Below are 13397 nucleotides of genomic sequence, written 5' to 3'. Positions count from 1 at the left end.
ACTTATAACTTATGACTTATGACTTATAACTTATGACTTATGACTTATGACTTATGACTTATGACTTATGACTTATGACTTATAACTTATGACTTATGACTTATGACTTATGACTTATGACTTATGACTTGAAAATACGCCTAACTACTTTTCAAGATAAACTTTGCTATATGTAAATTAATTTAGTTCAGGAGTTAATAGAAGTTATCATGCAGCTTGCCAAAAGGCTAGAAAAAATACCACCTTATCTCTTTGCTGAAATTGACCGTAAACGGAATGAATTAGTTGAAAGAGGAGTTGACATTATTAATTTGGGGGTAGGAGATCCAGACCAACCTACACTAAATCATATTATTCAGGCAGTGCATGATGCAATTCAAGACTCAACAAATCATCATTATCCACCCTATCAAGGTCTAAAAGAATATAGAGAAGCAGCAGCAGATTGGATGAAACGTAGGTTTGGCGTTGAAGATTTAAACCCAGAAACAGACGTAATTTCCTCAATAGGTTCTAAAGAGTCAATTCACAATATTTTTCTAGCTTTTGTCAACCCAGGAGATTATACCATAATTCCTGACCCTGGCTATCCAGTTTATCGAACGTCTACAATTTTTGCTGAGGGTCAACCTTACCCAATGCAACTTAGGCCGGAAAATGGATTTTTACCAGACTTAAAGACTATTCCTCCAGAAGTAGCTAAAAAAGCTAAATTATTGTGGATTAATTATCCTAATAATCCTACAGGTGCAACAGCTAGTTTAGAGTTTTTTCAAGAATTGGTAGATTTTTGTAGGCATTACGACATCTTACTCTGCCACGATAATGCTTATTCGGAAATTGCTTTTGATGGTTATAAACCTCCTAGTATATTACAAATTCCTGACGCTAAAGATGTAGCTATTGAATTTCATAGTTTATCTAAATCTTATAATATGACAGGATGGCGCATTGGTTTTGTAGTAGGAAATAGTTTGGGAATTCAGGGATTAAGTCAAGTTAAATCTAATGTAGATTCTGGAGTATTTAAAGCAATTCAAAAAGCAGCTATCGTCGCCTTTTCCACCACCGAAAAAGACAAGCAAAATTTAGTAGCAATTTACCAAAAACGAAGAGATATTCTTATTCAAGGTTTGCAATCTTTAGGTTTTCCAATTAAACCAACTTTAGCAAGTTTATATGTGTGGATTCCAGTTCCTCAAAATTATACATCTCAAGAATTTGTCACTCTTTTACTAGAAAAATGCGGCATTGTCGTACCTCCTGGAAATGGATATGGTGCATCTGGAGAAGGTTTTTTTCGCATTTCATTGACAGTCGAAGAAGAAAGAATTTATGAAGCATTAAAAAGAATGAAAGATGCAGGTATTACTTACTTTAGGGAGTAGGGAGTAGGGAGTAGGGAGTAGGGAGTAGGGAGTAGGGAGTAGAAAAAAATACTCCTGCTCATTGATATAATAACTCCTTTATCAATTTTATTCTGATGATAGGTTGAACATTACTGATTTTATATTCCATTGATATAATAACTCCTTTATCAATTTTATTCTGATGATAGGTTGAACATTACTGATTTTATATTCCTGGGAAATATGCTGCAAATTTATATAGGGAATAGGGAAGAGAAAAAAATACTCCTGCTCATTGATATAATAACTCCTTTATCAATTTTATTCTGATGATAGGTTGAACATTACTGATTTTATATTCCTGGGAAATATGCTGCAAATTTATATAGGGAATAGGGAAGAGAAAAAAATACTCCTGCTCATTGATATAATAACTCCTTTATCAATTTTATTCTGATGATAGGTTGAACATTACTGATTTTATATTCCTGGGAAATATGCTGCAAATTTATATAGGGAATAGGGAAGAGAAAAAAATACTCCTGCTCATTGATATAATAACTCCTTTATCAATTTTATTCTGATGATAGGTTGAACATTACTGATTTTATATTCCTGGGAAATATGCTGCAAATTTCTACCATAATAATTCTATTTTAGTTATGTATAAAATTAACTAAAAAAGCAAAATTTTATTTGATAATGGGTAATAATTTCTGAATTATTATCAATTTTATAACTTTTGACAAATGACTTATCATATCTCTATTGTCTTTAATTCTGCCTTGTTTGTTCAAGTATTTTATGATCTACTTAAAATCCAGAAACTAATGCCATAAATATTAATTAAATATGTGGCATTAGTCTTTCTCAAAATTGATTAATTGTTTATTCTTTAATGGCAAATAAATATAGCAGGTTTATACTGAAAATTAACGTTAAGAATAAAAACGATGATTGGTCCTAGCCCTGATGGTCGCTCCTATTTATTAGATAATAACCCTAATAACTTTGCTGTACCTGTAGACTTACTAACTCCATATCCAGAAGGTCTACAAGCTCTAGCTGGAAATGATACAGTAATAGGTTCATTAAACCCTGAACTAATTAATGGTAATCAAGGTGACGATAATATTTTCGGAGGAGGAGGTTCTGACACTTTACGAGGTGGTAGAAATAATGATTTGATTGAAGCTAACCAGGGTAACGATAAAATTTTTGGAGATTTAGGTAACGATAAAATTTTTGGAGATTTAGGTAACGATACAATTTTTGGCGGAAAAGAAAATGATATTTTATTAGGAGGTGATGGTAACGATTTAATTTCTGGCGACTTAGGAATAGATACATTAACTGGAGGAACAGGCAATGATACATTTGTTTTGCGAGACTCAGAAAATAATAACAACCTAGATACAGCAGATATTATTAATGATTTTAATCCTAGTTTTGACAGAATTCAAATACCAGCTAACCTAACAGAAAATGACATCCTTTTAAGAGAAGACCTCCCCACAGGAGACACATTAATTCAAAATCGGACAAACGGTTCGATATTAGCAAGAGTTAGAGAAATATCCGATCCAAACCTTGTTCAAAGTCGCTTGATTTTTGAAGATACAAATCCTAATGAACTTCCGCAAACTGCAAGTTCTATAACCCCAACCTTTAATAATATTTTTGGATATGGTTTAGTTGATGCCTCGGCAGCAGTAGCTAGAGCAATTGGAGCTAACCCTTTTCCAGAAGTTCCTGATGTAGGAGGAAATCAATGGGGACTAGATTTAGTCAAAGCACCCGAAGTTTGGAATCAGGGCTTTCAGGGAGATGGTATTGTCGTAGCCGTCATAGATAGTGGTGTGGACTATACTCATCCTGAATTGATAGGCCAAATGTGGAATAATAGCAATGAAATTCCCAACAATAATATAGACGATGATGGTAATGGCTATGTAGATGATGTCCAAGGTTGGGATTTTGTAGATAATGATAATGACCCAATGGATGAAGAAGGACATGGAACTCACATTGCAGGGACTATCGCTGCCAAGAGAGATGGAATAGGGACAACCGGAATTGCTCCAAACGCCAAAATTATGCCTATCAGGGTATTAGACGACCAAGGATCGGGCCAGGCTAGGGATGGGATAGAGGCCATTCGTTATGCGGTTGATAATGGAGCAGACGTAATTAACCTTAGCTCTGGAGCCAGAAATGTAGTTATTGCCGAACTTGGAGCTATTCGTTATGCTGCTGAGAATGGTGTTGTATTTGTTTCTGCTTCAGGTAATGATAGTTTAAGCAGTCCTGATTATCCAGCAAGATTAGCCGTTCAACAGGGAATTGCAGTTGGGTCAGTGCAGCGAAATGGGCAATTTTCTTCTTTCTCCAATGAAGCTGGAAATGAACCTTTAGATTATGTTGTTGCCCCAGGGGGAGATGGTTTTCGTGCAGATGTAGGAGACATTTATGCTCCTGTACCTCCTTCAATAACAGGTAATCTATATGATTTTTTTGCTGGTACTTCTATGGCAGCACCTCACGTTGCAGGTGTAGTAGCTTTAATTAAGCAAGCTAATCCAAGTTTGTCTGTTGAGGCCATTGAGAATATAATTATTGAGACCGCTAACTCTACATTGGTGACTGTCTAATTTAGACTACTGAGATAAATAGGTAATAAATGGGACAATGGTGATAATCAGGTTTGATTTTTCAATTCAAATATTTTTATAAAATCCCTACATACTAGGCAAAAAAACACCCAAGTAAGAGGCAAAAAATCGTCCTTGTCCAAAATTAGTCATCTTTTTCACAACCAAAGTTGCCTCCTATTTCGCTATAGGCTTTATGATCAGGACTGTGTGTGGTGTGAAGTGAAGGAGTAAGATGACTGCCGATAGCCAATTCATCTCTGGCAAGGTAATTAGAGGATTTACAGGACGAGCTTTTCAGCCTTTCCTCCCCAGAGATAAACAGAAAAGTCGATTTGTAGAGGGCCTAGAGGTAGGATTTTCTAAACGATTATTTGATATCCTATTTTCTCTATCCGTTTTGATATTATTTGCCCCGGTTTACCTGCTGATAGCTTTACTAATTGTATTTAGCTCATCAGGCTCGGTTTTTTATGTTCAAGAAAGAGTGGGTAAAAATAGAAAGCTATTTCGTTGTTTAAAATTTAGAACTATGGTGGAAAATGCAGATGAGATTTTGGGAGAGATTATGGAAACATATCCTCATCTGCGCCAAGAATTTCAGGAAAGTTTTAAATTAAAAGATGACCCCCGAATTACATGGATTGGTAGATTTCTAAGAGTGACAAGTTTAGATGAATTTCCTCAATTTTGGAATGTTTTGAAAGGTGATATGAGTGTAGTAGGGCCGAGACCATTAGTGGTCGAAGAACTACCAAAATATGGTCATCACATGGATAAAATCCTTACTATTAAACCTGGAATTACTGGTTTGTGGCAAGTTTCTGGTCGCAATGATATTCCTTATCCTAAGAGAGTTCAAATAGACCTTTACTATGTAAACTTCAGAAATTTTTGGATAGATATATGGATTATGTTTAAAACAATTGGCATTGTTATTTTTCCCAAAAATAATGGTGCTTACTAATCCTTGTAATTATGACTGAGATATTTCAAATTAGCTGAAGCTATTGTAGGGTTAGAGGTTGGTAGTATTTTGACCAATATTGCCCCTCTAACCAAAATTTATAAGTAAGAAATAATAGAGGTAAGCATTCAGCCGTCAGCCGTCAGCTATCAGCTAAGGTTTTTATAGGGGTTTTCACTTCATGACTTGCATTATTTCTGCCTTATGCCTTCTACCTTTAAGCCAAAATCTCTTATATTCTATGAATCATGAAAAGCGGGCTTACTATGAACGACCATATATTCAATTTTTGCTCCTAGCAATAGGGAATATAAAATCTAGATACACAACAGCTTATAATTCCCGTGCCTCCTAGCATTTTCAAAAGCTGTTTGCGTAGCATGACCTAGGAAAAGCTGAGTGCTAATAGCTGAATGCTTACTAATAGAGATTTTATTGCTCAAGATAACTATTGTTAATTAATGGATAATTACCTCTGGTTAAAACCGTAAAGGAATTGAATTATCAGGAAATCACAATTTATTTTTTTCTCCTTAAAATCAGAGGCTTTATACCATTTTCAAAAAAAAAATATTACGAATAATAATAATTGTTCCAAGGTTTTACGGTAAATGTTTATTTGACAAAAAAGACAATTACAACATAAAAAATAGTCTCAAATTTATTCATTCTGAGTCCTGAGTCCTGAGTCCTGTCTCCTGACTCCTTACGCAGTAAGTTAAATATTTGTAGCGAAGATTTGTCAATTTGGTATTAGGGACTTCCAAATAAAAAAATATACAATTACCTTGCATTTGGGGGAGTAGGGAATAGAGGTAGAGAAACTTTCCAGGTCTAGTTCAAAAATTGGATAATTTATTTTTTGCTATTCCCTTAAACCTTTGGGGATTAATTATAAATTATCCATTGGTAAAGGGGTCAAGTTGATAAATATTAACTAAACAATTATTGGTTATGAGGATCGTTTTAAGTTAATCTAGAAATCTGGGGATAGATATAGAAAAATATTCAACTACCAATAGCTTGTCATAAAGTAAAGCCTGTAGAGAGTCAAAATCTCTTAACAGCACTTCTGTTAAGGACTAGATGAAACAAGAGTTGAAGATTAAACCTACTCAACTATCTTTCATTTTAGTAAGTTTGAGTCAGTTTCATAAAGCAGATGCTAGAGAGTCAAACTTTAGCTATTGGGCAAAAATCAAAAAATATTTATTGCTTTTATAGTATAAATATTTCCCTGCTTATTGATCAAAACCAACCCGATTCGTGGTAAGTATTATAGTAAAAAGCTCTATATACATAGTGTGTCCTTGTCACAATATTATGTTGCGAGCTTTACAGGATTAGGCGAACAGCCATCACTTTAATTGGTTATGCTGGTTGGGGACAATTAATTCCTAACTATATATTTCTGCCAACGTTGAGAATACTGGGCAGTTAACTATAGCTGTGAATTTGAACAGCACAATAACTTATTCTCAAACTGTGGGGAAAAGAAAAAGTCCCGAAAAAATTGTCAGACAGGATTCATTCTTGCCCTCCTGAATGGGATTTGGATATGTCGTAACAAAAACACTTTAGCAAATATAAAACATAGGGCGGTAGGACATTCCCTTCTTAAAGCTTGTAGAGTCCGACGGGATACCAGGACTGGGAAGCAATAAGCTTACACTATAGCATTAGCTTAGTGTGGGAAGTATGTCACAAAACTCGGTGTATTTAAGGCCGAGAGTATGTCAATACTTTGTAAATATTAACTGCAATGAGTGAAAGGAAACGAGCGCTAATTACTGGTATTACTGGTCAAGACGGTTCATACTTAAGTGAACTTTTACTTGAGAAAGACTATGAGGTTCATGGTATTATCAGACGTAGTTCTAGCTTCAATACAGATAGGATAGACCATATTTATCAAGATTCTCATAATCCTGATGCTAGATTATTTCTCCATTATGGAGACTTAACTGATGGGACTACTCTACGTCGAATTCTTGAAGAAGTTAAGCCAGTAGAAATATACAACTTAGGTGCCCAGTCCCATGTAAGGGTTAGCTTTGATTCTCCAGAGTATACAGTAGATGCGGTGGGAATGGGCTCTCTACGTTTACTTGAAGCAATTCGAGACTACCAACAACGTACTGGAATTGAAGTTCGTTTTTATCAAGCTGGTTCTTCGGAAATGTTTGGTAAAGTTCAAGAAGTACCTCAGAAAGAAACTACGCCTTTTTATCCCCGTAGTCCTTATTCTTGTGCTAAAGTTTATGCCCACTGGCAAACAATAAATTATCGAGAATCATACGATCTCTTTGCTTGTAATGGTATATTATTCAACCATGAAAGTCCTCGTCGAGGTGAGACTTTTGTAACTCGTAAAATTACTCGGGCTGTAGCTAGAATTGTAGCGGGTAAACAGAAAAAACTTTTTCTTGGTAATTTGGATGCTAAACGAGATTGGGGATATGCAAAGGATTATGTTCGAGCTATGTGGATGATGCTACAGCAGGAGGAACCAGATGATTATGTAATTGCTACTAATGAAACTCATTCTATTAAGGAATTTCTAGAAATAGCATTTACTCATGTAGACTTAAATTGGCAAGATTATGTGGAGTTTGACCCCCGTTATCTACGTCCTGCGGAGGTTGATTTATTAATTGGTGATTGTACAAAAGCACAAGAAAAGTTAGGTTGGAAACCATCAGTTACTTTTACAGAGTTGGTGCATTTGATGGTTGATTCTGATATTAAAGCTTTGGAAAAAGCTGCTATTATTGGCAATGGTTTTGATTAAAATTTTTGGGCTAACTGATGAGTTAGGAAGATTTAAACTTTGTGAGGTGATAGTGCTTTTCATGGTCTTTTGGCACTATCAAAATCAACAAATTTTCTGATGAAGAAGTTGCTCAAAATACAGATAATTATCGGGTGTATCATTTCAGTTATCAGTACCTCTTGGAATAGGGAAACTTGAAATACTGAATTTGATTTTTTTGTTTCCTTAAAATGGGAGGCTAGAAAATGAATTTTCTGGTCAAGATAATATATAGATAAATGAGTCAACTTAGGGAGTAATTGAATAAAAAAATTCCTAGCGGTAGAATAAGTATGAAGTAGAAAGCTAGTGCCGCTACGCGGAAGTTAAAAGCCTGAAAGGTTGCGAGGCGACAGCCGTGGCAATCTCATGCATTCAAGCATTATTGATTAGTAAGGCTTTTAGGATTTTGTAACTGGTCAGTTATTTCCGCCATTCTGCAATAGGATAAATATTCGGATGATATTTAGCTACAGTTCTACTAGGAATTGATTGTTTTTAGATTCTGCTATAGCAATCATAAATAGTTGTTTACTAATGCAGAATGTGAGAACTTTAGTTAAATTAAAAATTAACAGTTAAAGTATCTGAGATGATGATGGTACAAATGCTGCATATAGTTACTAAATTATCAGTAAAATTTGACTTGGACTTGGCAAATTTTACTTTTATATAATTATCATCTCAGCAAAACTAAAAATTCTGCCACACCCTAAAGCTGGAAAAAATCTTGAGTAGTCATTAAATACTAATAATAGAAAATCAAAGATTTTATTTTCAACACTACAGGACTACCGTTTTTTTTCTGGCTAATTTTCATCAACAATACCATGAACTCAAGTCTAATTAGTATTAATCTTGGAGGTTTTTAATGAGTAAATTAGAGTTAGAAAATAAAAGAATTATGGTGACTGGTGGGGCTGGTTTTCTTGGACGACAAGTTGTAGATCAACTTCATAAGGCAGGAGCCAATCCTGATAAGATTACCATACCACGATCGCGTGATTATGACCTTCGGACTCTGGAAGCTTGCCAAAGAGCTGTTCAAGAACAGGATATTATAATTCACCTTGCTGCTCATGTAGGAGGTATTGGTCTAAATAAGGAAAAACCTGGTGAGTTATTTTACGATAATTTGATGATGGGAGTGCAATTAATTGATTGTGCTTATAAAGCAAATTTAGAAAAATTTGTTTGTGTGGGTTCTATATGTGCTTATCCTAAATTTACTCCGGTTCCTTTTAAAGAAGAAGACCTTTGGAATGGTTATCCGGAAGAAACTAATGCTCCTTATGGTATTGCTAAGAAAGCTCTTTTGGTTCAACTGGATGCTTATCGTCAACAGTATGGTTTTAATGGTATTTATCTCCTACCTGTTAACTTATATGGACCTGAAGATAATTTCGATCCGAAGAGTTCTCATGTAATTCCTGCTTTAATTCGGAAAGTACATGAAGCTCAACTAAGAGGAGATAAAAAATTGCCAGTTTGGGGTGATGGTAGTCCTAGTCGTGAATTTTTATACTCTACAGATGCTGCTAAAGCAATTGTTATGGCAACTCAATTTTACAATGAATCGGAGCCTATTAATTTAGGAACTAATTATGAAGTAAAGATTCGTGATTTAGTAGAGTTAATTTGTGATTTAATGGATTTCCAGGGAGAATTAGTTTGGGAAACTGATAAACCTAATGGTCAACCTAGGCGATGTTTAGATACAGAAAAAGCTAAGGAAAAGTTTGGCTTTGTTGCTGAGGTAGATTTTAAGCAAGGGCTAAAGAATACAATTGATTGGTATAGAGAAAATGCCGATTAAATTTAAAGGTATAGGTTTTATTATAATCGACTGATATCCTAAAAAGTTGGAAGTAATTTTTCTTCCAGCTTTTCTCTATATGAAAGCTTTAATAGTTAAAATTTACTACAAGGTAAATTATCAATAAATATTGATAAAATCAAAATTATATATGATTGATTTAAAGGCAGTTTTACTGAGTTCAGCTAAACTAAATTTATGTAGTATTTAAAGGTTAAAAAAACATAAGTTGTCTTCAGATATATTTGGGAAAACTTGATATAGGACTTCTATTTTATTTGTGGCAAAAATCTTGCCACTTTTTAGGGAATAGGGAATAGGAAATAGGGCACAGATGGGAGTTTCAAATTTTTTATATAATTTTTAATTACTCACAACCTATTTAGGATTGTTGTAGTGTTGCAACCATGACACTAGCTAACTCCACAAGTTTTTCTGGGCTGAGAAAACTTTTGGGTTGGCTGAATAAGTATGAGTGATAAGGGTAGGAGTCAGAAGTCAGGAAGAATAGGAGCTATAGAGGGAGTAATCTGAAGAATAGTCTGTTAATTTTTCTTTCCTAGTGAGCCTTTTTTGAACCTTTTAGACCAATTTCATAAAATATTGCAGAGCGTGACGACAGAGGGAACAGGGAACACTTAACTGGGAATAGGGAAAGAAAAACATAAATATTAAAGAGCAAAAAAGGTTTGATTTTTATAATTTATGGAATGTGTAATTTTTTCTTGTAGGAATAAATCACCAATTTAAGATGTAACTGCCTTTTTTGAATTTGGTATTAGACCTAAAAGTTTGCAGTTTTTCAAGACCATTAAAGGCTAAAATATTTATCCGTCAATGCTTTTAAATTTAATCAGCAGAGCAATAACTAGGGTTTGCTGAAAAAGTATTATTGGTGAGAGTAGGAGTCAGAATAAATGGGAATTACAGAGGATATAGTTGGATATATTTCTCCCTAAAATATTCCTCCCTTCTCTGCTCAAAATATGAGTCTTTTTAGCTTAGGGGAGCAAAAAGCTTGAACTTTTAGATCGGGCAAACACAAAGGCTAAATTTTAGATTTAATCTAGATTTAATCAGCAAGCCCTAACTATAACCTGAATTCAGAAAAATAACTCTATAAATTACCTCTGGTTCTTAAAGTTATATTTAATTTGAATTTCAAAAAAAATATACAATAGTGAATTTACTTATTTTTATCAAAAAAATATATACCAACCCCAGATAATTTATCAGAATCAGTTAACCTTGTCAAGACTAAATCTATCCATATCTTTCTATCTGATAATGATAGGATATAGTAGCCCTATTGTAGGCGTACAAAAAATATTCTCAAATAAGGGAAAAGAACACAGGAGTAATAGTTCCAGCCTTTGAATCTATTGCATGGTTTTTTACAACTGATTTAGGATTGCTATAGTATAAAGTATACTTAAAAAAAATATCTTTAAACAAATGGTAAGACCTATTAATTAGTGTCTTAAGTAGGTATAGTTACAAGAGAAAAAAATTTAGGATAAGATGCCGTATCTAAGGTCAGATAAATGGTCGATAGGAACCTCCTAGAAAAAATTAGTAAACTCTTAGCTCTTGCTAATTCACCTAATGAACATGAAGCTGCATTAGCAGCAGAAAAAGCAGCAGAATTATTAGCTCAACATAATTTATCTGTAGCAGACTTAGGAGAAGACAAAGATGAGGATATTACTAAGGGTATTGTTGATAAAACAGGTCGTTATGTAACCTGGAAAATGTGGATTTTAGCAGGAATTGCTAATGCTAATGGATGTCAAGCAATGCGTTCTACTTACAGTGGTGAAATGAGATTAGTAGGGACAGAAACTAATATCACAGTTTCTCAGTCAGTTTACAAATATTTAACGGCTGTAGTTGATAAATTAGTTAAACAACATAGAGGTAAAGGAAGAGCTTTTATTAATGCTTTTCGGGTGGGGTGTGCAACTAGATTAAGACAGAGATTAGAGCAGGGACGAAAAAATATGGAGGCAAAAGGTATAGTTGCTAATACTGATTATAATTCAACATCCGCTATAGTTGTACGCTCAATGTTTGAAAAACATACTTTAGCTATTCAAGTATATTTAAAACAAGAAGGTGTAAAATGTAAAACTCAGAAATCAACTGGAGTTAATAGTGATTTAGGTTTCTCCTTTGGATATATTGCTGGAGAAAAAATTAGTTTAAATTATTTGAATCAAAATTTACACAAAGATAAATTCATCAAACAGTTAACTATTAAGTAAAGCTGTAATAATTAACACATCAGCTATTAATCATTAGCTTTTTTGACATCTTAACTCTCTCACTATGAAGGGGAATTGCTCTCAAGACATTTAGATTAAAAAATATCTTAAAAGAAAAGATTAAAGATGCTTGATATTGGAAGGTGTAAGTGTTAAAGTTTATAAATGAAGATTTTAAATAGATGGAGAAGATGGCTAAAACAACAACAGAAAAATCAAATGCTTCAGAACTATTAGATACTCCACTGACAGGTAAAGCATTGTTGAAAAAAGTTAAAGAACTTCCAAACAAGTCAAAGAAAGATACTGCTATTGCTTGCGGATATTATACAACTACAAAAGATCAGCAGAAACGAGTAAATCTTGCCAAGTTCTACGATGCAGTTCTACAGGCCAAAGGAGTACAATTAGATGAGAAGAATCCTAAAGATGGAAGAGGACGCGCTCCTACTTATCGTGCTTGTGTTCATAAAAATGGACAGTTAGTAATAGGAGCTAACTATACAGAGGAAATGGGACTTAAACCAGGAGATGAATTTTCCATCCAGTTAGGAAATAAACATATTCATCTCAGGCAGATTAATACTGAAGTTGAAGAAATAGAAGATGAAAATAATGAGGAAGAGTAGATTAGTAGAGTAGGAGATAGGTTTTATTTATAAGTCTCCAAGTAGAACTAATTTAAATATCTCATAAAGCTGCAAAAAACTAGAGTTATTTACAGTATGAGAAACCTAGTTTTTGGCAGCAAATAAATTTTTATAGAGTAAGTTGAAAGATATGCTAGGAGAACAAAAAATGAGATTTAATTAACCCACCTTAATAGAGAAAGTTATGGTGGGAAAGTTTTTGTCAAAATCAACTGAATTAATAATAAAGGGAAAGCTGAAGTGGGAACAGGGAAAACCAGGAGAGATATAGGAGTATTTTTTGTCTTATAATAAATTAGTGTTTGATTTTATATTTGATTAGAAAATGCTTTAGTTTTATTTTTATACTTGTGGTGAAAAAAAACAAATTAGCTTGGGAGAAAAGAGAATAATATTTCTGTTCAAAAAATATTACAATCAGATATTTTTACAAGTAAATCTTAAATATTTGCTGTGGATTTTTATATAAAAAAAAATAATAAGATTCTTATTAATCAAGATTATTAATGCTGGCAGGATTGGCAAATGAAATCAACCTCAATAAAACTTAAAAATTAGTTACACTGAATCGGTATTTTATAAGAAATTAAAATTATAAATGTAGCATTTATTAAATAGATAAAGTACACAAATTTTCAATTTTAGCAAGCAAGAAATAGGGAACAAGAAAAAAATAACTAAGCACCTACAAAAAATTTATTACTTACTCTGATTGTCTGTAACTCTTACAGTAAAATTGTTTAAATCAAAGAAAATATGTGTAAAGTGTAATTATTTTTATGTACCTGCTTACCTGGTATCTGGATAGAATTAATTTAACATTTAGTGAAGGTAGTTCATTAATTGATAATTGATAATGGATAATTGATAATTACAAGAAGGTTAAAA

At 33.4% G+C, this 13397-nt stretch carries 7 protein-coding genes; all 7 read left to right on the top strand.

Annotation, left to right across the window (positions count from 1 at the left end):
• Window positions 1-209 precede the first annotated feature (209 nt).
• The 7 genes from ACP6PK_RS31030 to ACP6PK_RS31000 all read left to right on the top strand — a co-directional run bounded on the left by ACP6PK_RS31030 (window position 210) and on the right by ACP6PK_RS31000 (window position 12488).
• On the top strand, window positions 210-1388 hold the full coding sequence (locus ACP6PK_RS31030; protein WP_426565563.1) for a pyridoxal phosphate-dependent aminotransferase: 1179 nt from the start codon (window positions 210-212) through the stop codon (window positions 1386-1388).
• A gap of 914 nt (window positions 1389-2302) precedes the next feature.
• Window positions 2303-4000 (top strand): S8 family serine peptidase, encoded by a 1698-nt coding sequence (locus tag ACP6PK_RS31025; protein ID WP_426565561.1) that lies wholly within the window; start codon window positions 2303-2305, stop codon window positions 3998-4000.
• A gap of 235 nt (window positions 4001-4235) precedes the next feature.
• Window positions 4236-4967, top strand: coding sequence for an undecaprenyl-phosphate galactose phosphotransferase family protein (locus tag ACP6PK_RS31020; protein ID WP_426565559.1), 732 nt, complete (start codon window positions 4236-4238; stop codon window positions 4965-4967).
• Window positions 4968-6729: 1762 nt separating this feature from the next.
• Complete coding sequence (gmd, locus tag ACP6PK_RS31015) at window positions 6730-7758, top strand: GDP-mannose 4,6-dehydratase (protein WP_094671950.1); 1029 nt, start codon at window positions 6730-6732, stop codon at window positions 7756-7758.
• 892 nt (window positions 7759-8650) lie between these two features.
• A complete protein-coding gene (locus ACP6PK_RS31010; RefSeq protein ID WP_426565557.1) occupies window positions 8651-9595 on the top strand; it encodes a GDP-L-fucose synthase family protein in 945 nt (314 codons plus the stop codon).
• A 1544-nt stretch (window positions 9596-11139) separates the two neighbouring features.
• The gene (locus tag ACP6PK_RS31005) at window positions 11140-11859 is read left to right on the top strand and encodes a DUF7168 domain-containing protein (protein ID WP_426565555.1); all 720 of its coding nucleotides are present in this window, start codon (window positions 11140-11142) and stop codon (window positions 11857-11859) included.
• Between the two features lie 191 nt (window positions 11860-12050).
• Window positions 12051-12488: an AbrB family transcriptional regulator gene (locus ACP6PK_RS31000; RefSeq protein WP_426565553.1), complete on the top strand. Its 438-nt coding sequence runs from the start codon at window positions 12051-12053 to the stop codon at window positions 12486-12488.
• The last annotated feature ends 909 nt before the right edge of the window (window positions 12489-13397 follow it).

It is taken from the genome of Dapis hubbardiae BLCC-M172, assembly GCF_050016015.1.
Taxonomy (GTDB): Bacteria; Cyanobacteriota; Cyanobacteriia; order Cyanobacteriales; family Microcoleaceae; genus Trichodesmium.
The sequence above is the reverse complement of the archived record's forward strand: the minus strand, read 5'-3'. Positions and strand labels throughout refer to the sequence as shown.

What these genes read in the sequence shown, in the direction of transcription:
- ACP6PK_RS31030 (WP_426565563.1), top strand. Translation starts at nt 210, where the DNA reads ATGCAGCTTGCCAAAAGGCTAGAAAAAATACCACCTTATCTCTTTGCT.
- ACP6PK_RS31025 (WP_426565561.1), top strand. Translation starts at nt 2,303, where the DNA reads ATGATTGGTCCTAGCCCTGATGGTCGCTCCTATTTATTAGATAATAAC.
- ACP6PK_RS31020 (WP_426565559.1), top strand. Translation starts at nt 4,236, where the DNA reads ATGACTGCCGATAGCCAATTCATCTCTGGCAAGGTAATTAGAGGATTT.
- gmd (WP_094671950.1), top strand. Translation starts at nt 6,730, where the DNA reads ATGAGTGAAAGGAAACGAGCGCTAATTACTGGTATTACTGGTCAAGAC.
- ACP6PK_RS31010 (WP_426565557.1), top strand. Translation starts at nt 8,651, where the DNA reads ATGAGTAAATTAGAGTTAGAAAATAAAAGAATTATGGTGACTGGTGGG.
- ACP6PK_RS31005 (WP_426565555.1), top strand. Translation starts at nt 11,140, where the DNA reads ATGGTCGATAGGAACCTCCTAGAAAAAATTAGTAAACTCTTAGCTCTT.
- ACP6PK_RS31000 (WP_426565553.1), top strand. Translation starts at nt 12,051, where the DNA reads ATGGCTAAAACAACAACAGAAAAATCAAATGCTTCAGAACTATTAGAT.